The sequence below is a fragment of the Acinetobacter sp. CIP-A165 genome (assembly GCF_000367985.1).
Classification (GTDB): domain Bacteria; phylum Pseudomonadota; class Gammaproteobacteria; order Pseudomonadales; family Moraxellaceae; genus Acinetobacter.
The window spans coordinates 1-26,484 of sequence record NZ_KB849202.1 but is presented as its reverse complement, the minus strand read 5'-3'; the positions used below and the strand labels follow the sequence as shown (position 1 = coordinate 26,484).

General features: G+C 40.9%; 21 protein-coding genes, 2 rRNA genes and 2 pseudogenes. 4 read left to right on the top strand and 21 right to left on the bottom strand.

Translation table 11 applies throughout. The features are described 5' to 3' along the window. Positions 1 to 158: 158 nt before the first annotated feature. The 5 genes from F991_RS05780 to F991_RS05760 form a co-directional block, all read right to left on the bottom strand. On the bottom strand, positions 159 to 968 hold the full coding sequence (locus F991_RS05780) for a class I SAM-dependent methyltransferase (protein WP_004669819.1): 810 nt from the start codon (positions 966 to 968) through the stop codon (positions 159 to 161). Beyond that, entirely contained in the window at positions 962 to 1,786 is an 825-nt protein-coding gene (locus tag F991_RS05775; RefSeq protein WP_004669818.1) for an undecaprenyl-diphosphate phosphatase, read from the bottom strand. The genes F991_RS05780 and F991_RS05775 overlap by 7 nt, the downstream gene beginning before the upstream one ends. Before the next feature lie 2 nt (positions 1,787 to 1,788). After that, on the bottom strand, positions 1,789 to 2,457 hold the full coding sequence (gene tsaB, locus F991_RS05770; protein ID WP_004669817.1) for a tRNA (adenosine(37)-N6)-threonylcarbamoyltransferase complex dimerization subunit type 1 TsaB: 669 nt from the start codon (positions 2,455 to 2,457) through the stop codon (positions 1,789 to 1,791). A 138-nt stretch (positions 2,458 to 2,595) separates the two neighbouring features. Next, entirely contained in the window at positions 2,596 to 3,123 is a 528-nt protein-coding gene (locus F991_RS05765; protein ID WP_171063449.1) for a gamma carbonic anhydrase family protein, read from the bottom strand. Positions 3,124 to 3,148: 25 nt separating this feature from the next. Continuing rightward, positions 3,149 to 3,763 (bottom strand): CoA pyrophosphatase, encoded by a 615-nt coding sequence (locus tag F991_RS05760; protein WP_171063418.1) that lies wholly within the window; start codon positions 3,761 to 3,763, stop codon positions 3,149 to 3,151. A 120-nt stretch (positions 3,764 to 3,883) separates the two neighbouring features. On the opposite strand from F991_RS05760, the gene F991_RS05755 reads away from it, so the two are divergent. Beyond that, positions 3,884 to 4,432, top strand: a complete 549-nt coding sequence (locus F991_RS05755) for an NUDIX hydrolase (protein ID WP_004669814.1) — start codon at positions 3,884 to 3,886, stop codon at positions 4,430 to 4,432. 42 nt (positions 4,433 to 4,474) lie between these two features. On the opposite strand, the gene F991_RS05750 is transcribed toward F991_RS05755, so the two are convergent. The 6 genes and pseudogenes from F991_RS05750 to F991_RS05725 all read right to left on the bottom strand — a co-directional run bounded on the left by F991_RS05750 (position 4,475) and on the right by F991_RS05725 (position 12,522). Next, on the bottom strand, positions 4,475 to 6,430 hold the full coding sequence (locus F991_RS05750) for a putative pilus system protein FilF (protein ID WP_004669813.1): 1,956 nt from the start codon (positions 6,428 to 6,430) through the stop codon (positions 4,475 to 4,477). Positions 6,431 to 6,453: 23 nt separating this feature from the next. Beyond that, the gene (gene filE, locus F991_RS05745) at positions 6,454 to 7,662 is read right to left on the bottom strand and encodes a putative pilus assembly protein FilE (RefSeq protein ID WP_416201913.1); all 1,209 of its coding nucleotides are present in this window, start codon (positions 7,660 to 7,662) and stop codon (positions 6,454 to 6,456) included. Positions 7,663 to 7,697: 35 nt separating this feature from the next. Further along, the gene (locus F991_RS05740) at positions 7,698 to 9,362 is read right to left on the bottom strand and encodes a putative pilus system OmpP1/FadL family transporter FilD (RefSeq protein WP_171063448.1); all 1,665 of its coding nucleotides are present in this window, start codon (positions 9,360 to 9,362) and stop codon (positions 7,698 to 7,700) included. A 12-nt stretch (positions 9,363 to 9,374) separates the two neighbouring features. Beyond that, the gene (locus F991_RS05735; RefSeq protein ID WP_004669810.1) at positions 9,375 to 10,502 is read right to left on the bottom strand and encodes a putative pilus system protein FilC; all 1,128 of its coding nucleotides are present in this window, start codon (positions 10,500 to 10,502) and stop codon (positions 9,375 to 9,377) included. A gap of 43 nt (positions 10,503 to 10,545) precedes the next feature. Beyond that, positions 10,546 to 11,380, bottom strand: a pseudogene (locus tag F991_RS05730) (C39 family peptidase). 278 nt (positions 11,381 to 11,658) lie between these two features. After that, positions 11,659 to 12,522 (bottom strand): putative pilus system protein FilA, encoded by an 864-nt coding sequence (locus F991_RS05725; RefSeq protein WP_004669806.1) that lies wholly within the window; start codon positions 12,520 to 12,522, stop codon positions 11,659 to 11,661. A gap of 522 nt (positions 12,523 to 13,044) precedes the next feature. Here F991_RS05725 and pabB point away from each other — a divergent pair. Next, positions 13,045 to 14,397: an aminodeoxychorismate synthase component I gene (gene pabB, locus F991_RS05720; RefSeq protein WP_004669805.1), complete on the top strand. Its 1,353-nt coding sequence runs from the start codon at positions 13,045 to 13,047 to the stop codon at positions 14,395 to 14,397. Positions 14,398 to 14,410: 13 nt separating this feature from the next. Here pabB and hisC read toward each other — a convergent pair whose 3' ends face one another. Together hisC and hisD are read right to left on the bottom strand one after the other, a co-directional pair. Then, positions 14,411 to 15,499 (bottom strand): histidinol-phosphate transaminase, encoded by a 1,089-nt coding sequence (gene hisC / locus F991_RS05715; protein ID WP_004669803.1) that lies wholly within the window; start codon positions 15,497 to 15,499, stop codon positions 14,411 to 14,413. Positions 15,500 to 15,633: 134 nt separating this feature from the next. Continuing rightward, positions 15,634 to 16,923 carry a histidinol dehydrogenase gene (hisD, locus tag F991_RS05710; RefSeq protein ID WP_004669801.1) on the bottom strand — a complete coding sequence of 430 codons (1,290 nt, stop codon included), beginning with the start codon at positions 16,921 to 16,923 and terminating at the stop codon, positions 15,634 to 15,636. Positions 16,924 to 17,182: 259 nt separating this feature from the next. Here hisD and F991_RS05705 point away from each other — a divergent pair, with 259 nt between their 5' ends. After that, positions 17,183 to 17,614, top strand: coding sequence for a carboxymuconolactone decarboxylase family protein (locus tag F991_RS05705; RefSeq protein ID WP_004669800.1), 432 nt, complete (start codon positions 17,183 to 17,185; stop codon positions 17,612 to 17,614). Between the two features lie 2 nt (positions 17,615 to 17,616). Next, positions 17,617 to 18,507: a sigma-70 family RNA polymerase sigma factor gene (locus tag F991_RS05700; protein ID WP_004669799.1), complete on the top strand. Its 891-nt coding sequence runs from the start codon at positions 17,617 to 17,619 to the stop codon at positions 18,505 to 18,507. 27 nt (positions 18,508 to 18,534) lie between these two features. Here F991_RS05700 and hisG read toward each other — a convergent pair whose 3' ends face one another. The 8 genes and pseudogenes from hisG to F991_RS05660 all read right to left on the bottom strand — a co-directional run. Further along, complete coding sequence (gene hisG / locus F991_RS05695; protein WP_004669798.1) at positions 18,535 to 19,224, bottom strand: ATP phosphoribosyltransferase; 690 nt, start codon at positions 19,222 to 19,224, stop codon at positions 18,535 to 18,537. After that, entirely contained in the window at positions 19,221 to 20,480 is a 1,260-nt protein-coding gene (gene murA / locus F991_RS05690; protein ID WP_004669797.1) for a UDP-N-acetylglucosamine 1-carboxyvinyltransferase, read from the bottom strand. The genes hisG and murA overlap by 4 nt, the downstream gene beginning before the upstream one ends. Positions 20,481 to 20,486: 6 nt before the next feature. Continuing rightward, the gene (gene ibaG, locus F991_RS05685) at positions 20,487 to 20,738 is read right to left on the bottom strand and encodes a BolA family iron metabolism protein IbaG (protein WP_004669796.1); all 252 of its coding nucleotides are present in this window, start codon (positions 20,736 to 20,738) and stop codon (positions 20,487 to 20,489) included. A gap of 139 nt (positions 20,739 to 20,877) precedes the next feature. Beyond that, positions 20,878 to 21,219 (bottom strand): ribosome hibernation-promoting factor, HPF/YfiA family, encoded by a 342-nt coding sequence (gene hpf, locus F991_RS05680; RefSeq protein ID WP_004669794.1) that lies wholly within the window; start codon positions 21,217 to 21,219, stop codon positions 20,878 to 20,880. 167 nt (positions 21,220 to 21,386) lie between these two features. Further along, a complete protein-coding gene (locus F991_RS05675; protein WP_004669793.1) occupies positions 21,387 to 22,835 on the bottom strand; it encodes an RNA polymerase factor sigma-54 in 1,449 nt (482 codons plus the stop codon). Positions 22,836 to 23,134: 299 nt separating this feature from the next. Beyond that, a pseudogene (locus tag F991_RS05670) lies at positions 23,135 to 23,419 on the bottom strand (hypothetical protein). Positions 23,420 to 23,565: 146 nt separating this feature from the next. Further along, positions 23,566 to 23,680 (bottom strand): 5S ribosomal RNA (gene rrf / locus F991_RS05665). 262 nt (positions 23,681 to 23,942) lie between these two features. After that, positions 23,943 to 26,484, bottom strand: a 23S ribosomal RNA gene (locus tag F991_RS05660); the annotation flags it as partial.

Here is a 26,484-nt window from a genome sequence, read left to right as displayed (position 1 = left end):
TGTCATGGTTGACTCCAAAAACAAGCATTTCCCATGCTTATTGGGGAGTAGATTATCACTTATAGGCGTGGTCTAAAATCCTAGAACCACATCACTATATCACAAATCTTTACTGAGCATTGACCGAAGCCACACAATCATTTGAATCTATTTTAAAATTAATCTTTTGAAAAATAAGCATCAAAACGACAAGCATCACCTAACCACTGATGATCAGCAACTTGCTCAGCGAGAAAAACAGCATGCCGTGGACGCTTCACAATCACGCGTTTTGCCACTTGCTTAGCCAAAGCAAGCAGTTGATCGCCTAAATCCACTTCACCATGCTCAGGTAACAACAAGTGCAATAATTGCATTTGTTTCTTCACTTGGGCTTGTTTTTTGATTGCTTGATGATTTTGATCACGTTGAGGAAACATGGGATCTAAATACACCACATCAACGGACTGATCTTGTTGTTTAAGCTGTTCTAAATAAACCGCTGAATCAGCAAAAACGAGCTCTATGCGCGACATCGTTAGCTGTAAAAATGGATCTTGCTCTGCTTGAACTTTTGCATCTTCTAATAAACAAAATAGAATCGGATTCCGTTCGACCAAATGAACCTGTGCACCTAAATGCGCCATCAATAAACTGTCATGCCCCAAACCCGCGGTTGCATCAACCAAATTCGGTTTCTCAGCCAATTGACATGCGCGAGCGAGCATTTCCGACTTAAGACTAGCACGTTTTAAGCGTGGAATTTCTGCCTGCCAATCAGGTCGCATTTTCATGCCGTTGGCACATAACCACAAACCCGATCCATCAACGCATAAAGCAAGTTCAGGGTTCAAACGCAAAAATCGAGCATTTAATTGCTCGATCAGACAAAGCTCGACCACCACCCCACGTAAAGAAAGCACAGTTTGATAGTGCTGTGCTTTCTCGACTTCTGAGCTTTCAAAAAATAAGCGAAACTCGCCTACCATAATTTCCAACCAGTAAAGAAAAGTAATAAAATGAGTAAACCCGATGCAATTCGATACCACGCAAAAACCATAAAATCACGCTTAGCCACATAAGCAACCAATGCACGAATCAAGAGTAAAGCCGAGATAAACGAAACGATCAGGCCAACCGCAAGTACGATCCAATCATCGAAACCATCAAGTACATGATAACTCTGATACAAGTCCAATAAACCTGCACCAATAATCACAGGGATACCGAGGAAAAAGGAAAATTCGGTTGCCGCTTTACGTGATACGCCTAAATACATTGCACCGATAATGGTTGCGCCTGAACGCGATGTCCCAGGAATCAAAGCCAACACCTGAATTAAACCAATCCAGATGGCTTGCTTAAAGGTAATATTTTCAACTTCTGCTGCATTGATCTGAGGTGGATTTTTCTCCACCCAAATAATGATTAAGCCGCCAATAATCAAACCCAAAGCAACCACAAGATCATTAAAGAGCACTTCTTTAATCCATTGACCAAAGGTTAACCCGACCAAGACAATTGGGATCGAAGCAAAAATGAGACTAAAGCCCAAACGGCGTCCTTTTTCTTCTCCAGTGACCATACCTGTTGCAGCATTCCACAAGCGTGACCAATACTCATAGATCACGGCAGCAATCGCACCGATCTGAATCAAGACGACAAAAACAGCACTTTTTTCAGGTGTCCAAAAGTCCATTAATTCCGATGCCAAAATCAAGTGACCTGTACTTGAAATCGGTAAGAACTCGGTAATACCTTCAACAATACCCATGATCGCTGCTTTAAGCAGCAGTAACAAATCCATACCTAACCCGCTTTACCTTGTTCTGGAATTTTTTTCCATGCATCATCGCGCAAATAAACTGGCAATGCATATGCTGCATCTACCCATTTTTGTTCTGCTGCATAAACCTTCGCAATACTTGCAATATCTTGTGCTGTCGCCACAATTGCTTGTGATTGTGTCTGTTCTGACTGAATCAACGCGGCCCCTGAACCCACTGCAATATATTTGCAATAGGCTGTGGCTTGCTCATAACGCAATAATTTTTCATCATCAACTGCCTGCATGACACCCTGCTCATCCAAGCTAAAATTCGCGATATACACTTCTTGCATTCGTGCATCTAACACAGCAGTTACTTGAGTTAAGCCATGCAAACGATATGCGGCCTGTGCCAACGCTTGTAAACTGGAAACAGGAATGACGGGCAGATCATGTGACCAAGCCAATGCTTGCGCAACCGCAGCATTAATCCGTACACCACTAAATGAACCCGGTCCTCGACTAAAGGCAATTGCGGTCAAATCTTTAAGTTGATTTTGTGTTTGTAATAAAGCTTGTTCAATTAAAGGTAAAATCGTTTGTGTTTGTGCTTTTGCACGCCCATCTAATTGAAAATAGAGCTCTTGAGTCGCATCAATTAATGATACGGAACACTGCTCATTGGCAGTTTCCAATGCAAGCAACTTCATGCAAAAACCTTAGGCGAAGTATGATGAAAAACGAGCGATATCATACCACACTCCATTCTGATATTCGAGTTGTTCTCTATTTTGATACAAAAAAGCCAAACTTCTGTTTGGCACATTTTACTTTGGATTAAGACACGCCTAAAAATGAAATTCTTCTAATGCTAAAAAATGCTTATAGTGTTCCGCATAATGCATAGCACTCCAACGCAAACGTTCAACATCCTGCTCACCAATCATCTTTACCACTTTGCCGGGTGAACCCATCACTACTGAATTATCAGGAATCACTTTACCTTCAGGGATCAAGGCATTCGCACCAATAATACAATTTTTACCAATCACTGCCCGATTCAGAATCACAGCATTCATCCCAATCAAGGAATTATCACCAATGCTGCAACCATGTAACATCGCCTTATGACCCACAGTGACATATTCACCAATATTCAGCTCAATCCCAGCATCCGTATGTACCACAGCATTTTCCTGAATATTAGAAAAATTACCAATACGAATAACACAATTATCTGCGCGAACTACAGCACCAAACCAGATACTCACTTGGCGACCAAACTCCACTTGACCAATAACCGTCGCTGTTGGTGCAACCCAGCCATCCCAAGGTTCATGCAATGCTTTCGGACTCAATCCTTGATACGTATACATCATGAGAAAATACTTCTTTAAAAAATTAAAACTTAGACAGACCAAAATTAGGTGGATTGACTAGAAAAGGCCAGTTTTTTTTATGCCCTAAACCATATTGGAACAAAGAAACCAACATTCTCGCTGTTAAGCCCCAAACCACCTCGCTCTCAACCTGCATACTTGGAAAATATAATGACTGACGCGCTAAACGAACTTCATACGGCAAAGGTGGGGCATCGATCAGTGCTTGAAGCTCAGCAAAAAAAATCCGATCAATTTCAGAAGGCTGTGCAATTAAATCAACTTGCGCAGGAATCAATCCCACAATTGGCTTAACCAACAGACCACTACGCGCACGTTGGATCGGCAAATCACCTATCAGCTTCACATCAAATGGATTTAATGCAGTTTCTTCTTGGGCCTCACGTAAAGCAACCACAATATTACTGGTATCACTCGGATCACGTTTCCCACCCGGAAATGAAACCTCACCCGCATGTTGGGATAAATGGATCGAACGGCGCGTCAGCAACACTTTAGGTTGAGCCTCTTGCGTAATCGCAATTAAAACAGCCGCATCCGCCTGTTGGATTCGTTTGGAAAAACGCAACCGTTGTTGTAAAAGTTGTATTAACGATGGTTCTTCCATATGACTCATCTCTTTTTCGCATTTTCCTTTATTATGCATCATAGCTGAAATTTGAACAGCAAATATAGAGTTGATGCGCAGTCATAAAAATTCAGTTATGCTGAGCTATCTCTATCGCTGATGATAATTATGAGCTTTTGCGTTGCGTGTGGGCATCAAACCGAACAAAAAATTCCAGTAGGTGATCATAAATCACGACTTGTTTGTACCCATTGCGGTCACATTCACTATGAAAATCCTAAAGTGATTTGTGGTGCATTGGCCATTTGGGAAAATAAGGTTTTACTTTGTCGTCGTGCAATTGAACCACGCTACGGGCTATGGACATTACCCGCAGGCTATATGGAATTATTCGAGACCATGGAGCAAGGCGCAGCGAGAGAAACCCGTGAAGAAGCTGAAGCAGAAGTTGAAATTGAACAACTCTATTGCACCTACAATATTCCACGTATTGGTCAAATCTATGTGCTATTTAAAGCGATATTAAAACAAGGTATGTTTGGTGCAGGTGAGGAAAGTTTAGAATGCCGATTGTTTGAAGAACATGAGATCCCTTGGAACGAACTTGCCTTTCCTAGTGTGGAACAAACATTAAGGCACTATTTTGCTGACCGTAAAAGCGGTTTCTTTCCACCTCATTTAGAAACATTAGGCACACGCTTAGACCATACTGGTTAAATAAAAAAGACCGCAAATCGCGGTCTTTTAGATCACTAAAATCTAAGACTTGGTTTTAATGGAAGTACACGCAGGAATATTTTGATCTGCGATTTTAATGGTTACTGTACCAGCCCAACGTTTCGCCAACTCACGCTCTTCTGCGGTAGGCGCAACATATTTATCCTTATCCGTTTTTAGTCCGTCATAAAACCGTATATAGCTATCCAAAGCAATTGCATGAATATTATTCCAAACAACGGTATTATTTGAGAAGTTCGTTAAGTTAATCCCTGCTGGCTGTCCATCCAATAAATTATGGATATTCATCTTTGCCCCACCGATTCCATCAATATTTAAACCAAATAACGCACCATCAATGGTCTCAAATTTTGGATGAGATAAGATCATACGTACAGAGACAGATTTATCATTGGTTGAAAACTGTGTTGCACCCGTTGTACCAATACGGTATTGGGTTTCATCATATTCATCTGTATATGTTCCGTTCGCATTTACAGACTTGACTGTTGCACATCGTCCAGACATATCCGTTGCGGTAGCGTCTTTCCGAATATCAGTCCGAATATCCCCATGTTCATCAATGACGATACCTAAATCTACTGGCGGTAGTTTTGCAACTTCATCAAACCTAAAGGTTAATGTCGCATAGAGTGGAAATACGTATCGTTGTCCCGATGCAACATTTAGCTCAGTTTTAAAAATATCTTTTGAAAGGAAACTGGTGGGATTCACTTTTATGATATCAACCGTGCCTCTAAAAGGTTGATTGCCGAGGGCTTGTTGCCATTGACCTAAATGAGAGCTATCGACTTTGTCACTATCTTTAAGATTGACTAAACCTCGATAGAATCCTTCTGTTCCAGCAATCGTCGTTCCATTCATCAACTTCCCTTGCTTAACAATCAAATCATCGGATGCATTCGAATTAAAATTAAAAGACAAAGGTCGATCCACTTCAATCGCTTGTGTAAATGGATTTAACCAACTGTACTGAGGATTGACTTGCATTTTCACAGATTTGGTTGTCGTTGTGAGAATAGTAGGTGCAATCACATTCCCATCTTTAATCGCACTTCCTCGCCATTGATGCCCATAACCAAAGATATAACCTTGGCGATCTGTCAATAACAATGCCTCTCCGATCGCATGTAATAAATTATTGACCTTTGCATCTAAACATTTTGAATAATCCGTATTACAGCCAAAAAAGCCTTCTGGCAGCAGTGTGTTTTTAGTACTGTCCCCAGATTTAAAAACTGTTCGGTTCGCGACCCACACACCAGTATTAGAAAAGTTTAATAATGTTGTCAACGTTTCCAATGCCTGCTCATTAGAAACTGGGCTGACATCGACCCAAGGTTTTATCAGCTCAACATATTGACCACTACTCAATTCATTGACACCAATCGAGCTAGCAATACCCGCAAGTTGATTCTTCTTTTCTTGCGTTATTTCAGTTGGTTGAATATCACCAATAACATTACTACCTTGCTCAGCGCCTAAACTTTGGAAAATTCTAACCAATGCCATCGCGACACCAATGGTCTCATCCGTCTCATCCAAAGTCGTCGGTGTTTTCCCAGTCAGCGCCATCGCCAGATCAATCACTCTCATACGAGATGGAGTTTGCATTTTTAATTTAGAAATATCATCAAGTTTCACAGCACCTAAACTAATCTTCGGCGACTCTTCCCCTTGTAGATAAAACGTTACCGTATCACCCAATTTGCAGGCACCCGTCACCGCATTACTCTCAAATTTAGTCGCAAAATGATGCACATTATCTGAACTACAATCAAAATTTAAACCTGCTATAGGATAATCCATCGCAAACTGTAAGCAGTTAGTTGCTGTGACATCACAACTGGTATTTGAAGTTACACCTTTCGTACCCTTAGTTGGGTCTTCATTAATTTTAGCGCTTTCTCCACCACATCCATTCAAAAGAATGGCGAATGCAGAAAGTGCAAATGGCAATACGATTCTTTTATTCATACATCATTCATCCTAAATTTTAATTACTGTATAGCCGAGATTTTGATCTGTCCTTGATTCGAGAGTTCGTGTTCTGATACATCCACTGCTGAAGCCAACGGCGTCATCATGATATAGCGAGCATCTGAAGGGACTTTGATGACCCCATGAATAGACGCATGCTGTAAAAAATTCGCATTTGTCACGCCGCTCTTAAACCCGCTTGCGCCTTCTTTGATACAGCCTTTTTCATCGAGAAAAACCACCAAAGGCCAATAATAAACAGGCTTTTCAGTACTCATAGCATAAGAATCAATCTGCATATACTCAATGGAGGCATCCATTTTAACTAAGTCATATTCAAACTTTTCTTTTAAAGGCTTACGTGGCCATACACCCACCTCCTTTTGAGGTGCTAATGTCTTAATAGATTTAGAATAATCTGTTAAAAAGCAACGGTCATCTTCAAATGCGAGCGACAAATCCTGTTCAGACAACCGTATATAACTGTCAGCCAAAACAATGGGGGCATCAGCTTGTACTGAACGATTTAGAAGCTTGTCAAGAACTGATCGACTCACCCCTTTTTTACGTTCCACCGTTTCTAAACGACCACTGCCGTCTGGCATCATATAAAAACGCTTTTTCCCATCCAAATTGAATTCTTGGTCTTCAAGGTATTCATTATTCACATATTCAATGCCATCAATTTTAGCGAAAGCGCTTGGCGTTGTTGTTTGCTGAATAGGAGCTAAAGATGAGGGGTTGGAGGTCTCTTTTACAATAGATGGTTGCTGCTCTTTAGCAACCTGCATTTGCGTTTTTTCTATTTTCTTCGGTTGGATAATCGCTTTCTCCTCTACCTGAGGATTTGTCTTGGTCACCACGCGATTTGCTATTTCTTTCTCAGCCGAGGGCGTGAGAACACGAGTTTCGATTGCTGTATCTTTCGTTGAGCTTGGAGCAGGCGAAACCACAATAGGATTTAAGGATTGTGATTGCTGTTGTGATCCTAAGTCTTTGCCTGTATTTGATTTTGGCTCAGATGATTGTAATCGAACTGGCTTTGACTTATCTAATGGTTCAGCTTTCTTTTGAGGGGTGACATGCTCAACTTGTTTTTTTGGCGATACATCCCGTTGTACATTTTTTTTAGGCACAATCATTGGGCGACCATCTGGCCCAATAATTGTATAAAAACCATCTGCATAGCCAGTCGACCCATTTGCCAATACAGCACCTAGCATGAGCATCGCAAATTTAGATCCATGTTTCATTGTCTTTTGCATCACCATCTTGTTCTATAATTAATACCAAGTAATGTAACCTTCGTATTTGTTTTAATATCTAGACCTGCATATGGGTTGAGTAGAATATTATCAACCCCAGTTTTGTTGGCTAGGCTACTGGTATTTGCTGGAATATCATCACGACTGCGTAAAAAACCAATTGATAAATCTAAGTCTGTATCTTGATCAAATCGGTAGCCTAAACCCAAGCCAAATAACTGCGCATTGTTAATCGGTACCATGGTATTGCGTTTATCATCAGGAATTGAACTGGTTCGCGGCTCATATCCCATCCGTAGCTTTAAACGATCTGTCGCTGAATATTCAAAGCCAATCCCCCAACGCCAAGCCGACTGAAATCTCAAAGGCAATGCGAGTGAACGATCGGTGACATCAGCAGACAATAATTTTGCTACTTTTAATAATGAAATCTGGCGATCGAACTCAAATTGAAATTTATCCCATGCAGAGAAATCTGTCCAACCGACATCAAAATTCATCTGTAAGTCTGGGAATATTTTATATTTGATCCCTGCCTTAAAATGTTGTGGATATTTAAAATCCATCGCAACCAAACCAGACTCAATATCTGGCACAAATCCTGGTAAGCCTAAAATCGCTGCAAGGATTTGCCCTGTTGCTGATGAGTTAAGGCCTGCAACAAGTTGCTGTGGCGCAACTGCATTATTGATGAGATACTTACCTCGCAGACGCATTTTTGCTTCGCTTTGATAAACCATACCAAAACTAAAATCATCTGTTGGCTCCCATAAAATCCCGAGGTTATAACTTGGGCTCAGCGATTGCTCCATAGAGACTTCAAGCGCCCCCATTTTATTAAATGGATTCATCCCTTCTTTTGAATTGCACATTCCAAAGAGTAATAAATCGGTAATAATATCGCCATTACCTTTAAATGGAGCACAGACAACCTCATCGACCATCCGTAACACCCCAATCATCTCATTGGGAAACCGCAAGTCTGTTTTCAATGCAATCGCTTGATACGACATCCCAAATGAAGCACCTATCGCCAAGTGATCATTGACTTGATAACCAAATGATGGTGATAAATACGTAATACGCTCTAATGCAACTTGCTGTCCCATATAGTTACTGGGATTGCCGTCTTCAGCACCAAAGCCCGCGACTAAGGGTGCATATATTGCTGTCGCATAAGTTACTTTTGAGCCAGGTGGCTTATATGAAATGCCCGCCGTAGGCGCAACCAAAGGCATATTCGGCCCTAGATCGACAATTTTCTTTAAGCCTGGAACATAAATACTCGCGTACTCAACATCTCCAGATACTGTGCCCTTAAAGTCTGTACATATTCGTGCATCAATCTCTGGGCCATCATTACAAACCAATGGATCATCAGAATAACCAAAAACATTGTAACCAGCGGGTGCTGTATAATCCCGTTTAATTGAAAAGTTAGCTAAAATCCCTTGTACATCAGTCTGTAAACCCTCCAACTTTGCGAGAGCAGCAGGGTTAAAATGCACTGCACTAATGCCAGGTGGATCTGCAGTTACCGCATTTCCCAATGCCAGCGACCTCAAATCAACCGATAAATCTTGCCCTAATTGAGCATGTGTAATATTGGAAAGTCCTGCAATCAAGATACTAATCGTCAAAGGACATAATTTAGGGTATTTCACCATTACGTCTCCTTAGCGTAGTTTCTTACCGAAACCTATAATATCAAGCGGGAAAGACAAGCCTAATGATACATCTGGTGCATCCTCGGTTAAGCCGATCCCAACAGTTCCATTGACAATGGTTTTAGGCGAAACACGAACACCTAAAGCAAACGACAACATCGAGCTACTTTGATCTGCTGACTTAAAGCTTTCATCATTTTTGAAATAGAACTTTGCACCCGTGTTAAAGCTTTGTTGATATGACATCGTCAATGAGACATCATAGTTAAATGAATAAGCAAAACCGAATGAGAAACCACCACTTAAACCTGGATCAAAACTTTCTAAAATACGATTACCACGGACTTGGTTTAATCCTGACTCTTTAAAACCGTAGCTTGCTGAAACAGAGCTAAATAAAACCACAGGATCGATATATTTACGCGTACTCGCACCACCACCAACTGAGTAATATCCCTTACCAGTCGATAGTTCATCAGTCGCAATTTCATAAGGACTATCACCTGTCTTGGTCGATAAACTACCAAATACAATCAGTGGTAAACGCCCTTGTTTGAGTGGGAATGGCTCCCAACGTGCACTAAAAGAAATATCGCCTAGCCCTGCTGCTGTTTTATCATCTAATAGTTGTTTTTTCGCCATAAAAGGCAATGAAGCAGATAAGGTAACGTTATCTAAAAAGCCATATTGCAAGGTAAAGGTATTGGTCAATGTATGATTGGCATCTTCTTCCACCCGAAGATTATTTAATCGCCCATCTTCCATCGAAGCATCAATACGGCTATCGCGATAATAAGTATAATCAATGTCATAATATGAAGAAATCACGCCCTTCTTGATTAATGAATACTGACGCTCACTAGACGTAAAGACCTCTTGCAGATTGGCTTCTTGTGTCGCATCACCCTCCTGCTGCTGTAATGCACTCGCAGCCTGATTTACACTATTTTCAGCCGGCGATGGCTCTACCACAACTGACGTAGCATCAGCGGCTTCATCTGATTCTACAGCTAAGGTCTGTGCGTCTTGAACCTGCTCAACCTGATCTAGTGGTGTTTGATCTTCCGCATAAAGAGTTGTTGTGATTGCACTTAGACTTAAGGCAAGCACACTCATATTCATCCATTGATTATTCATTATAACATCCTACTTATGCATTTAATTTACTAAAACTTAAGGACTATTTGCGCTTATAGTACATCCGCATATATGTCGTCACTGGCTGATTGTAGTTCGCTGAATCTTTGTTTGTTTCCAACACGCGGCGCATGGTCGATGCTCTATCCGCTAAACGCTCAAACCGAGGTGTTTGAAATTGAATGTCTGCAAGTGCATATTTATTGATGGTCGCATCTTCTACATGACGCATATCAGCATCTTGCAGTGCTAATAAGTCTTTACGATATTGCTCAGGCACATCGACAAGGAAAAGCGTATTGTTATCCCAAACCTCTTTGAAACGGACCTCATCAAAACTGATGTTGCCCAAAGCGGGATCAGCGACATAAACACGTCCATCCTTATAGGCTTTGTAAACCACAAAATGCTTAAAGCCTGCATAAGTAATAGGAACGATAGCGGGTTGTTTTAATTCGATCAGATCAGAGAACTTCCCTCGATATCCACCACTATTCAACCCCAATGCCGTAACAAAGCGCTTCATGTCTAATAATGAAAAACTACGGCGCTCAATAATGCGTTGATATTCACCGTATTGAAGTAAACCAGACATGGTTTGCTGTTCTGTTAAGCTCAAACCACCATAACCATTTAACAACGTGGTTAATGCAGCCGAACCACAGCTATAGTCATAAGCTTGACGGACGATACCGCGAAACTGATCCTCTACAGCAGGTTTAATTGTGACGGCTTCACGGTGATTCCGTGTAAAAGAAGGGTTGCGAGAATCTAGGGTTTCTGTGTAGTGAACAGTCCCCTCAGGTTTTTTTTTCTATTTCAAAGGCTTGCGTTGTGAAGTAATACATCAATGCCGAGCCTAAAGCGATCTCTAACATAAGTCTCTTTTTCTAACCGTGGCAGCACTTGCCTTATTCATTTTATTTTTAGTGTTTAGTCACAAACACTACGTCCTTGCTTGTTGAAGATACCTTTTTTTATGAAAAAATACAGCTTTTTTTTATTTTTTTTGACGAAATGTATGTTTTTATCTTGGGTTGGGCTTATTTTATGTATCCAAAACATCGCTATAGATACAATATGACAATATCAATAATTATCGAAAACATATAATGCAAAAAAAGCGCATGAAGCGCTTTTTTTGTTTAAATAAAAATTAGTGACCAGAAATGGTAATTGTTGATGAACCAACATTTAAACCTTGAATTTCTACATCACCGATTGAAGCGTTAGTAGCAGCAGTTGCACTGTCGCCCAAACGCACACCAGCGATATACACATTCATACCTTGAGTACTGTTGTTTTGTAATACAAGCCCATTTTGCGTTACTGAGATATCAGCCTGAATATCTAAGTCACCAGTCGCATTACCCGTACCACGAACATAAATATTGTCTAGGAAGATTTGACCGCCACCCGCAGCATCATTGATACCAAGGTTAGAAATCGTCAAACCACCTTGTAAAGTAGAATCAAGTTTGATCATCGCGCCTTGTGGTGTAGCACCTAGTTGAACATTCGCAGTAATCGAACCTAAAGACAAGTCCAATCCAGATAGAATTTCCGTTGGTGTACCAACCACACCACGAACAGCAGTCGTAGTATCAGTTAAAGCAGCGCCGTTAGATGCCGCAACACCGATAGAACCGATGCTCACATCTACCGCACCAACAGTAGCCGCGATGTTCAGGAATGCTTCACCCCCAGTACCAGCATCAGTATCAATCACTAAATCGAGTAAGTTACCAGTACCAACTTGAGTAATACTAAGACCATCAATTGTGATCGCACCCGCAACACCTGTTGCACCAGTAATGCCAGTTGATGCTTGTAAACCATCATTATCGTGAATATATAATTTATCGATAGAGATACCGCCAGCACCTAAAGCAATACCAATATTGATCCCATCTTGACCTGTCGCAGCGCTGAGTGCAGTATCGTCCATTGCCTGCATAGCCATTGCATTTGCGCTAATCGCCATTGAAGAAACTAAAACTAGTTTAGTAAACATTTTCATTGAGCACTCTCCCAAGAGCATTTATTTTTTGACTTTCACTACTCTAAACTGTCCACTGTTGTTTTTTATTAAATGACAACCTGAACTTCCAATCCTTGAGTAGTTCGCTTAGCAACTACTAAATTACTCGTTTGTTATTTTATGTTCAACTACTGTTAAATGTTTTTTAGTAACAACCCGATAAACGGCGCGCATCAATACATTCAAACCCGTAATAGAGAAAGATAAATAAGTATCTAAAAAACATAGTTATTTATAAAAATTAAATATTTAAATTTTGATCATAACTGTCAAAAACCACACCCTCTGTCTACTCTCTAAAAAGTAACCATAAAATGTAAGCAAAATTTTTCTTTCCTTTCTCTGTATCAATAACATTGACATTTACGTCCCAAGCTTTTTTGATCATACAATTAAAATGTCTGTCTGTTTTTCATTCTAAATAATTATAAAATATCACGTGCATTTTTTGATTGTAGTACAATCCTCTTTCCCAAATGTAGATGAATATATTTTCATTTTATGTCTTATTTTAAACAAAAGCTTAATACAGAACTTACATCTGCATTTGACCTTCTCTCCCAACTTTATGATTTAACGGGTTTGGTCTATTTGCATGACCAAAATTTTCCAGTGATTGCTTTTTTACCTAAAAAATTTCTAGTATCTCAGCAATCCATACTTCAACAGTTTCATCAAACTGCATTCAATCAATATCAATTACAACCAGAAGCAGCAACCGTTACCGAGTTCTCAAGCTTTGATCAAACCACTCAAAACTCTCAGCAAAATGTTGCATTTGATGGCGGATATATTGGTTTTTTCAGTTATGACTATAGTGCCAATCAGCATGTCAATATTTCCAGCAACCCTCAACCCAGTTTTTTCTTAGGTCAATACTCAACTTTCTTGAGATTTCAGGACAATGCTTGGTACTTTCATAGCCGCGAAGAATGTGCTCAGGCTATTTATGCATGTATATCTGATCTGATTGCTCAACCAACATCTAAGAACCTGTCCGCACTTACTTTACTTGAAGAATCCCACCCTCGCTGGTCAAAACAACAATACCTAAATGCATTCCAACACGTTCAGGAATACATTAAAGCGGGAGATTGTTATCAAATTAATCTCACCCAAGAGTTCAAAGCGAATGCTCAAGGTTCGTTATTAAATTCAGCACAAGCATTATGGCAGCTCACACACGCACCTTATGCAGGCTATCTAAAAATTAATGATTTTGAATTACTCAGTTGTTCTCCTGAGTTATTTATTGAATTCCAAAATAATCGAAAAATAAAAACCCGTCCCATCAAAGGAACCATGCCACGTTTTAATGACCCTCAACAGGATCAGCGGTCTAAAGAAAAACTCAGTCGCTCGGAAAAAGACCAAGCTGAGAATGTCATGATCGTTGATTTATTACGCAATGATTTAAGTGTTTACGCTGAGACAGGTTCGGTCACAACCACCAAACTATTTGAAATCGAAAGTTTCAATCAAGTGCATCACATGGTCAGTGAAATTACCGCGACCATGAAAGAAGAAATCAATCCTATGCAAATGTTATTGTCTGCCCTACCTGGTGGTTCAATTACAGGAGCACCTAAAATTCGTGCCATGCAAATTATTGAGGAACTAGAAGGTGCGCCGCGCGGTGCTTATTGCGGTAGTTTAGGATATTTTAATTTTGATGGAACAGGTCGATGGAATATTTTAATTCGCAGTATTCAAAAATATCAAAACGAATTATCCATGTGGGCAGGTGGTGGTATCACCATCGCTTCTGATGCAGAAGCTGAATATCAAGAATGTTTTGATAAAATTTCTGCCATGCTCAATTTACTCAACACATGGCAGAAAACAGACCTCTAAATCAAAAATAGATTTATAAAATATGCGTTTTTATCGTACCCACTAAACGCTTATTTTGTTCATCTGTACCAATCGTGATACGCAGGAATTGGTTAATCCGAGGTTTATTGAAATAACGGACCAAAATCCCATGATCACGTAGTTGTTGCATCAATTGAGCCGCATCATGTTTTGGATGCGTGGCAAAAATGAAATTGGCTTTTGATGGCAATACTTGAAAACCTAAAGCCATTAACTCACTGATCAACTTTTCACGACTGTCTATGACTTTTTTACATTGCGCATCAAAGTAAGCCTGATCCTCAAAGGAAGCAACAGCGGCTGCAATGGCAAAACGATCCATCGGATAGGAGTTAAAACTATTTTTTACTGCTTCAAGGGCAGCAATCAAATGACTTTGTGCAATGGCATATCCAACACGCAAACCAGCCAATGAACGTGATTTAGACGTCGTTTGGCAGACCACTAAGTTTTCATATTTATTGACCAACTGAACAGCAGTTTCAGCACCAAAATCGACATAAGCTTCATCAATCACAACCACTCGATTAGGATTTGCTTGTAAAACCTGTTCGATTTGATCCAAACCCAAAGCAATACTGGTTGGCGCATTTGGATTGGTAATAATCACCCCACCATTCGCTTGCTTATAATCTGCAACATCTATTTCAAAATTTTCATTCAATGGAATTTGCTTGGTGTGGATGCCAAAGAACTGACTATAAACAGGATAAAAACTATAAGTAATATCTGGATAAAGCACAGCTTCTTTTTGAATAAAAAATGCTTTAAAAATATGTGCTAAAACTTCATCTGAACCATTTCCCACAAAGACTTGTGCAATCTCAACATTTTGCTGTTTGGCAATCGCTTGCTTCAAGGCTGTTGCATCAGGATCAGGATATAGGCGCAATGCATCGGCTTGATTTGCCAAAACAGCTTGGACCGCCGCCTCAACTCTCGGTGATGGCGGATATGGATTTTCATTGGTATTGAGCTTTAATAAGTTCTGAATTTTGGGTTGCTCACCGGGAATATACGGTTCCAATTCACGAACTTCAGGACTCCAAAAACGCATTTGTTCTGTTGTGATATTCGACATTTTATTTTCTCTTTTAACCCTCACCTAAGCTCTCGAAGAGGAATATTCAAACTTATTCCACCAAAATATTAAGTCTGCAGGTGGCTATTCCCTCTCCTATAAGGAGAGGCTTAGGGAGAAGTTTTAAATTAGATTTATTGATAACGGTAACGTGCTGAACGAGCATGAGCATCAAGATTTTCCTGTACCGCAAGCACATCCGCAGTTTTCGCCAAAGGTTTAACACCTTCCTGCGAGCACATGATTAGGCTAGAACGCTTTTGGAAATCATAGACGCCAAGTGGAGACGAGAAGCGCGCTGTACCCGATGTTGGCAAGACATGGTTTGGACCTGCACAATAATCACCAATCGCTTCAGGCGTATAACGCCCCATAAAGATTGCACCAGCATGACGAATCTCTTGGCTCATCTGTTCAGCATCATCTAAACAAAGCTCTAAATGCTCAGGTGCAACTTGATTAATCAATTCAACTGCTTCTGCACGATCTTTAACGAGAACCAAAGCACCACGATTTTGAATCGAAGTTCTGGCAATTTCGGCTTTTGGTAATTCACTTAAATGCTTTTCAATGGCTGCATCAACAGCATTTAAAAGTGCCTCATCAGGTGTAATAAAAATGGCTTGGGCAACCGTATCATGTTCCGCTTGTGACAACACATCCATCGCAAGCCAATCCGCATTATTTTCGCCTTCGGCATAAACCAAAATTTCTGAAGGCCCTGCGATCATATCAATACCGACTTGACCAAATACGGCCCTTTTTGCCGCTGCAACAAAACGATTTCCTGGACCAGTAATTTTATCTACTGCTGGAACAGTTTGTGTGCCATAAGCCAAAGCAGCCACGGCTTGTGCACCACCAATCGTAAAGACCCGACTCACACCAGCCAAATAGGCTGCTGCTAGAACCAATGGATTCAACTCACCATTTGGTGCTGGAACAACCATAATGATTTCAGGAACACCTGCAACATGGGCAGGAAGTGCGTTCATCAATACAGAAGATGGGTAAGAAGCTAAACCACCTGGCACATAAATTCCGACCCGATCCAGTGGTGTAACTTTTTGACCTAAAGTATTTCCTAACTCATCAATATAAGTCCACCCTTCTTGCTTTTGAGCTTGATGGAAAGCACGAATACGTTTTGCAGCCAGTTCTAATGCGTCACGGATTTCAACCGTTAATCCCTCAAATGCAGTTTTAAGTTGTGCTTGAGTGAGTTCTAAATCAGAGAATTGATGCGCGGGATGTCGATCGAACTGTTGCGTTAATTTCAGCACATGATCATCACCATGCTGACGAACATCAGCAATAATTTGATCTACAGTTTGTATTAATTGAGGATCATTGACAGTTTCAAATGCCAATAGCTCAGCAAATGTCTGTTTAAAATTTTGATCCTGAGTCGATAAACGTCGCATCAATTTACCCACAAGGCGAATAAGAGAGCGCTAAGTTTACTCTTTTTCACCCAATTTGTGGATGCAATATCAGCCTAAAAAAATTATGAGATAAAATTAGTTTGCCGATGAGCAATCCAATAGCATTACTCACCTAAAAAACTAGAAATATTTTTAAAATAAAACAATCTCTTAAAAATTATTTTTAGATCCTTGTCACAAATTTGAATGCTGATTCGTCAATCTAAGAACCCTATTTTTTCATATCAGGAGTTTTAAAATGACGAACAGTAATATTCATCCGCAAAAACATTTACCAAGTGCAGTACATCATCTTCATCAAGTACACCAGAATATTGATGACTTAGCCTTGATCGAACGCCCACTTTATCATTTAGTTCTGTTAAGAGCTTCACAAATCAATGGATGTGCTTATTGCGTAAAAATGCATATTGCCGAAGCATTGGCAGATGGTGAAACCCAATCACGTCTAGACCGCCTCATCGTATGGCGTCATTGTGCAGACTACAGTGACCAAGAAAAAGTTGCTTTTGCTTGGGTAGAAGCATTAACGACACTACACCCTCAAACAGATTATGCGCCGCTGCGTTCCAACCTATTAAAATATTTTAACGAACAGCAAATATCTGCTTTAACTTTATTGATTGGCATGATTAATTTATGGAATCGTATTGGCATTTCACAACATTAAAGATGATGCAAAATCAACAAAATCTCACGAAACACGATTTAGATCTATTTCAAGCAAGCCGAGCATTCTTGTTCGGCCTAGCTTATCGTCTCTTAGGTTCAACACATGACGCAGATGATGTATTACAGGATATTTTTCTAAAATGGCAAATGCAGCCTAAAGAGGAAATCCTCAATCCCCAAGCTTGGCTTACTTCGGTATGTACTCGTCATTGTATTGACTTACTTCGTTCACACCACAAGTCACGGACTGAATATGTGGGTACATGGTTACCCGAACCGTATCAACATACAGAACAGATGTCGATCGAATCTGATTACACCCTATCTACTGCATTTCTTTTAGTTCTTGAAAAACTCTCACCCAAAGAACGAGCTGCTTACTTACTGCATGATATCTTTAATCTTGATTACCAAGAGGTTTCTGAAATTCTCCAAGAGCAGCACAGTTATTGTCGGCAATTAGTAGTACGTGGAAGAAAGCGAATTTCAGAACAACCAAAGGCACTCTCGACATTACCAACTTCACATCAGATGGCTTTACTAAATGCCTTTAGATATGCTATTCACTCGCACAATCTCGATCAACTTAAAAAACTTCTGAGTGAAGATATTCAGCTTGCTGCTGATGGTGGCGGTAAGGTTTCAGCTATTCCTCAACCACTCATCGATCAGCCCAGTGTATTACGCTTTTTTGAGCGCTTGCTCTTTCAGGCTTGGAATGAGCTTTTTTGGGAAATATGCCATCTCAATGGCAATATTGGCTTTAAGTTATATGATCAACAGCATAATTGTGTGATCGCGATGACATTTGCATTTGATTGCAACCAGCAGATTCAAAATATCTATGTCATGCGCAATCCCGACAAACTAAAAAATAAAAGGCCAACCTAAGTTGACCTTTGTACAGAATAGGCGCTTTTATTTCGAACGTTCTTTAATCGCCTGCTCAAGTTGAGTCAGGATTGGGTTTAATAACGCTTGTTTACGTTTGAAACTTGCTTTATTAACGATTAAACGCGAAGAAACCTTACAAATCTCCTCTAATGGCTCTAAACCATTGGCACGCAAGGTATTTCCTGTATCGACCACATCGACAATGTAATCGCCCAATCCAACGAGCGGTGCAAGTTCCATTGAACCGTAGAGCTTAATCACATCCACTTGCTCACCTAAACTTGCATAATATTGACGTGTTAAGTTGACATATTTGGTCGCGATCTTTAAACGCCCTTTCGGACGTTGCATTCCCACTTTACCCGCAGTCATTAACTTACAATTGGCAATTTTTAGATCAAGCAATTCATACACATGTTGTGCGCCATGCTCCATCAATACATCTTTACCCGCCACACCAAAATCTGCTGCACCATTTTCAACATAAGTCGGCACATCCGAAGCACGTAAAATAAGAATACGTACTTTTTTATGCGTAGTTGGAAAAATCAACTTACGCGACTTTTCTGGATCTTCCAGTAAATTAATGCCTGCATTTTCAAGTAAAGGTAAAGTCTCTTTTAAAATACGACCTTTACTGAGTGCCAAAGTTAAACCATGATCAAAATTGCCCATTACATCAAAATTTGGATCATCGTTTCTTAAGTCATTCATCCTTTTACTCGCTTAATCTGAGCCCCTAAACTTTGCAATTTTTCTTCGATATGTTCATAACCACGATCAATATGATAAATACGATCAATCAGTGTCTCACCCTCTGCAACCAAAGCTGCAAGGACTAGGGAAAATGAAGCACGCAAATCAGTCGCCATCACAGGTGCAGCTTGAAGTGTCTCTACTCCAGTTACAACCGCGTCATGCCCTTCGACTTGAATGTTTGCACCCATACGAGACAGTTCAGGTACATGCATAAAACGATTTTCAAAAATTGTTTCAGAAATCGTTGCAAAACCACGACCGATTGCATTCACCGCCATCAATTGTGCTTGCATATCTGTAGGGAAATCTGGATGCGGTAGTGTTCTAAAACTCACAGCTTTAGGACGTTTACCCTGCATATCCAACTCAATCCAGTCATCACCACAAGTAACTTCTGCACCCATTTCTTCAAATTTTTCCAATACCGCTTCTAGCAATAAAGGATCAGTATGCGTGGTTTTAACTCGACCACCCGTAATCGCAGCAGCAGCTAAATATGAACCCGTCTCGATACGGTCAGCAACCACAGCGTATTCACAACCATGTAGACTTTCTACACCAGTTACAACTAACGTATCCGTGTCTAAACCTTCAATCTTCGCGCCCATTTTAATCAGCATTTGCGCAAGATCAGTAATCTCTGGTTCACGAGCAGCATTACGAATCGTGGTTACACCATCAGCCAATGCCGCAGCCATTAAGATGTTTTCTGTACCACCGACAGTAACCATATCAAAAACAACTTCGCCACCTTTTAAGCGACCATCAACTGAAGCATGGACATAACCATTTTCAACTTCAATTTGTGCGCCTAAAGCTTCTAATGCTTTTAAATGCTGATCAACTGGACGTGAACCAATCGCACAACCACCAGGCAATGAAACCTTAGCATTGCCATAACGCGCCAACAATGGACCAAGCACCAAAATAGAGGCGCGCATCGTTTTTACAAGTTCATAAGGTGCAAATTGGTTATCTAATGTCGAAGCATCAGCACAAACCGTTTCACCCTCATAACGCATGGTGATACCCAAGCCAGCTATCAGCTCAACCAATGTATTCACATCTTTTAGATTAGGTACGTTGGTTAGCGTAATCGGAGAGTCAGCAAGGATCATTGCTGCAAGTAAAGGCAAAGCTGCATTTTTAGCACCAGAAATGCGCACTTCGCCCTCGAGCTTAACACCGCCCGTAATTAAAAATTTATCCATTAATATTTATACTCCGAAAAGGCTTGCTTTACGCCATTCGTCTTTTGTCATTGCGCGAATCGTAACAGCGTGAACTGCACCACTCGCAATATAAGAATTCAGGGGTGCATAAACAGCCTGTTGGCGAGTGACGGTACGTTTACCTTCAAACTGGTCATCAACAATACGAAGGTCAAACTTGCCAGCCTGTCCGCTCACTGCTACTTCTGCTTCAGGAAAAGCTTCTTTTAAAATTTGCGTGAGCTGCTCACTATTCATTGCCAAGACCTCTTATACAACCATTGGTGTAAAACGCGCTATTTTACTATAACTTTTTCATATAATTCAGTAAGCGTTTTCTTTTTTTATCACTAAAAAAAGAGGCTCTATAAAAAGCCTCTTTCACTCAACTTAAAAATTAAGTCAAAATTGCAAGTTCATGTTGATAAGAACATTGTATTTTTCTATGTTTTGCAAGCTGTCGCTTTAATTTTTCTGTTAGTTTTTTTATCGAAGTATACATATCATCGGCTGTCGCCTGTGCAAACAATTCAATCCCCGGCAGACGTATAATTGCTTCTGCAATATGGTTTGCACTCCCTTTATGTGAACGTTTATCAACTTGATGATCTTTAGCCAATTTGATCTGCATACTATTTACCTGATCTAGATGCTTGGTCATTTGACTAAACTTTTCTTTAATATTCTCTTCAATTGCAGGTGTAATGGTTAAATGGTGTCCACGAATCGTTATTTGCATAATTCTATCCCTCACCTTTTCTTAGGATACGAAAACATCGCCCAAGCAATCTAATGCATATAATGTGGTTCAACACTCATTAAATCATCTTAGCGAGTCCTCTAGTGATTATTAAAAAATTCATTATTTGGTCATAATGAATGCCTAGAATAGTCACACCTTGAAATTCAGATCAAGACTTTTCTTTCAGAAGATGATGGAATATGTAACGATTCACGATATTTTGCGACGGTCCGTCGAGCGACCTCAATTCCTTCTACCTTTAACATCTCAGCAATTATATTATCCGACAAAGGTTTACGCGGATTTTCATTCGAAACTAATTTTCTAATCATGGCTCGAATCGCTGTGGAAGAAGCCTCCCCACCTGCCGTTGTTCCGACATGACTTGAAAAGAAATATTTCAATTCAAAAAGCCCACGCGGCGTCAGCATATATTTATTGGTTGTCACGCGAGACACTGTCGATTCATGTAATTCAACTTCTTCAGCCACATCACGCAACACCAAAGGCTTCATCGCCTCAGGTCCCAACTCTAAAAATGCTCTTTGATGCTCAACAATGCACGTCGCGACTTTTAATAGTGTTTTATGACGCTCATCAACACTTTTAATGAAATTTTTAGCCTCCAACATCTGATTGCGTAGATAAACATTGTCATCACTTTGATCAGCACGACGAATCATGCTGGAATAAAAGGAGTTGATTCTCAATTTTGGAATGACATCAGGATTAAGTTGCACTTGCCAATGTAGATCTTTTTTAGCAACAACGACATCTGGAACTTGATATTCAGATTCTTGCTGATTGAACTCTAAACCAGGATAAGGCTTCAAAGTTTTTAATAAATCAACTGCACTTTTTAACTGCTCTTTAGATAGGCCCGTTTGTTTTAACAACTTATTTAAATCATTTGCAATGAGCAGCTCATAACTCTTCAGAAGCTTCTTTGCTTCAGCCACATAAGGGGATTTCTCGTTCAAACTTTCGAGTTGAATCATAAGACATTCTGCAAGATTCCGTGAACCAACACCAACTGGATCTAAATGTTGAATATGTTTAAGAACAACAACGATTTCATCTAATTCAACCTCTTCCTCACTATCCATTTCTTGCAATATGCGCGTTACAGCAAACAGAATTTCATCTAAATCAGCATCTAGGAATCCTTTATCATCTAAAGAATCTACTAAACAATATGCAATCAACTTATCTATATTAGAAAAATGTAATAAATTAACTTGTTCTAAAATATGTTCTTTTAGATTATGTTGAACCTGTCGATTATCTTCTCGTTCTTCATACTCAGGTGATCCTAAAGCTGTAGACTGATGGGTGTAAATATCATCCCATTCTGTATCAACGGGTAAATCATTTGGTAGATGATCAGCATTAAGTTCTGTTGTTAAATCCGCATTTTCCGCTGGCTCTAATGTAGATAAGCTTTCTGTTGTGCCAATCTCTTCAATTTTTTCCAGTAACGGGTTACTATCTAATTGTATTTGTACTTCTTGCTCCAACTCTAAACTTGAAAGCTGTAAGAGCCGAATTGCCTGCTGCAATTGAGGAGTTAGCGATAGACTATTCGTAACTTTCAACCCAACAGATAATCTCATAAAATCTTCCTTCAAAAATCAAGCAAAAAACATGCCTATAAAATTATTTATAACATAAAGAAATGTTTGAGCATATAAGGAAAATTCTTTTCTACTGACTTATTTGTTCAAAAACTAGCGGAAGTATAAATATTTATTGTAATAAGGGGCCTACTTTAACCTCAACGCTCTCTTGAAAATGATAGTTCAAGTTAAATGGAAACACTTATCAGAGCAGATTGCATCTTTTTATGATGAAGAAATATCAACTACTTTATATTTTGTTGCTTAAGACATTCAAGCATTTCTTCAAGCACTTTCTACCCCATAGTTCTTTGCACAAGTTCATTTAAATCGCCTGAGAGAAAATCAGACTAAGTCGTACTCGCTGAACCAGAAGAATGTGCATAACGCCCGCAAGCAGACCAGACCTTCTGATCAGATGTGATAAAAGCTTCATAAAGCTCTCCTTCAGGATTATCAAGGACCCATTTACGAATTATTCTAGGTGCTTGATATTTTTGCTTAGATTTTTTCAATCTTTTCCACATTAAGAAACATAAATAGACCGCACCAATACCACATAAAAGTGTATAAAAAATCATGGCAGCCCTAATATCATTTCTTATTCAGCATCTAATTAAAATAAAGGTAGCACAATTCTTTAAATCTTAAACTATTTTGCTGACAGAGTATTTTTCCCACGCAATAAAAAACCTCCCAACATAAGTTGGGAGGTTTAGTATTTAAAAGCTGGCGATGACTTACTCTCACATGGCAAGTGCCACACTACCATCAGCGCGAAGAGGTTTCACTTCTGAGTTCGGGAAGGGATCAGGTGGTTCACTCTTGCTATTGTCGCCAGCAAACTGTTGTGGTGTTTTGGGGTCTTAATCACGATGTGAGTTAAATTTCACAGTGTGTGCCTTACTTACGAACCAAAGAGTTATTAACGGATTAGTATATTAAGTCTGAAGTGTAACATAAAGCATAGCTTTATGTCTTGCGCTCGGGCAAAGATTATTAATCTTTGCTTATCCTCGCTCATATCTAGCTATTTCACTAAATCAAGATGAATTGATGTTTTATGAATCGATTAAGCTATATATACAACTGCTTGGGTGTTGTATAGTCAAGCCTCACGAGCAATTAGTATTGGTCAGCTTCATACGTCACCGTACTTCCACATCCAACCTATCAACGTCCTAGTCTCGAACGGCTCTTTAGAGGACATATAGTCCTAGGGAAATCTTATCTTGAGGTAGGCTTCCCGCTTAGATGCTTTCAGCGGTTATCCCTTCCGAACATAGCTACCCGGCGATGCCACTGGCGTGACAACCGGTACACCAGAGGTTCGTCCACTCTGGTCCTCTCGTACTAGGAGCAGATCCTCTCAAATTTCCAGCGCCCACGGTAGATAGGGACCGAACTGTCTCACGACGTTCTAAACCCAGCTCGCGTACCTCTTTAAATGGCGAACAGCCATACCCTTGGGACCTGCTTCAGCCCCAGGATGAGATGAGCCGACATCGAGGTGCCAAACACCGCCGTCGATATGAACTCTTGGGCGGTATCAGCCTGTTATCCCCAGAGTACCTTTTATCCGTTGAGCGATGGCCCTTCCATACAGAACCACCGGATCACTAAGACCTACTTTCGTACCTGCTCGACTTGTGGGTCTCGCAGTTAAGCGCGCTTTTGCCTTTATACTCTACGCGTGATTTCCGACCACGCTGAGCGCACCTTCGTACTCCTCCGTTACTCTTTAGGAGGAGACCGCCCCAGTCAAACTACCCACCAGACATGGTCCTCGCCCCGGATTACGGGGCAGAGTTAGAACCTCAACATTACCAGGGTGGTATTTCAAGGATGGCTCCATTAGAACTAGCGTTCTAACTTCAAAGCCTCCCACCTATCCTACACAAGTAAGGTCAAAGTTCAATGTCAAGCTGCAGTAAAGGTTCACGGGGTCTTTCCGTCTAGCCGCGGGTACACCGCATCTTCACGGCGAATTCGATTTCACTGAGCCTCTGCTGGAGACAGCGCCGCCATCATTATGCCATTCGTGCAGGTCGGAACTTACCCGACAAGGAATTTCGCTACCTTAGGACCGTTATAGTTACGGCCGCCGTTTACTGGGGCTTCGATCAAGAGCTTCGCTTACGCTAACCCCATCAATTAACCTTCCAGCACCGGGCAGGCATCACACCCTATACGTCCACTTTCGTGTTTGCAGAGTGCTATGTTTTTAATAAACAGTTGCAGCGGCCTGGTTTCTGTGGCTGCCAATAGCTCAGACCGCAAGGATCATCACCGTCAGCAGCGTACCTTCTCCCGAAGTTACGGTACCATTTTGCCTAGTTCCTTCAGCAGAGTTCTCTCAAGCGCTTTGGTCTACTCGACCTGACCACCTGTGTCGGTTTAGGGTACGATTCCTGTGTAACTGAAGCTTAGAGACTTTTCCTGGAAGCATGGTATCAGCCACTTCACTGTACAAGTACAGCTTGCTATCGACTCTCAGCATAGAGCACCCCGGATTTGCCTAAGATGCATGCCTACTGTCTTCCACCTGGACAACCAACGCCAGGCTGACTTAACCTTCTCCGTCCTCTCATCGCATTACACAGAAGTATTGGAATATTAACCAATTTCCCATCGACTACGCCTCTCGGCCTCGCCTTAGGGGTCGACTCACCCAGCCCCGATTAACGTTGGACTGGAACCCTTGGTCTTTCAGCGAACGGGTTTTTCACCCGTTTTGTCGTTACTCACGTCAGCATTCGCACTTCTGATACCTCCAGCATACTTCTCAATACACCTTCATCGGCTTACAGAACGCTCCCCTACCACGTAACTTAAAAGTTACATCCGCAGCTTCGGCACATAGTTTTAGCCCCGTTACATCTTCCGCGCAGGCCGACTCGACTAGTGAGCTATTACGCTTTCTTTAAAGGGTGGCTGCTTCTAAGCCAACCTCCTAGCTGTCTATGCCTTCCCACATCGTTTCCCACTTAACTATGATTTTGGGGCCTTAGCTGGCGGTCTGGATTGTTTTCCTCTTGACTACGGACGTTAGCACCCGCAGTCTGTCTCCCGGATAGTACTCATTGGTATTCGGAGTTTGCATCGGTTTGGTAAGTCGGGATGACCCCCTAGCCGAAACAGTGCTCTACCCCCAATGGTATTCGTCCGAGGCGCTACCTAAATAGCTTTCGGGGAGAACCAGCTATCACCAGGCTTGATTAGCCTTTCACCCCTATCCACAAGTCATCCCCTGGCTTTTCAACGACAGTGGGTTCGGTCCTCCAGTTAGTGTTACCCAACCTTCAACCTGCTCATGGATAGATCGCCTGGTTTCGGGTCTACACCCAGCAACTAAACGCCCTATTAAGACTCGATTTCTCTACGGCTCCCCTATTCGGTTAACCTTGCTACTGAATGTAAGTCGCTGACCCATTATACAAAAGGTACGCAGTCACCAAACAAGTTGGCTCCCACTGCTTGTATGCATGCGGTTTCAGGATCTATTTCACTCCCCTCACAGGGGTTCTTTTCGCCTTTCCCTCACGGTACTGGTTCACTATCGGTCAGTCAGGAGTATTTAGCCTTGGAGGATGGTCCCCCCATATTCAGACAAGGTTTCACGTGCCTCGCCCTACTCGTCATCATT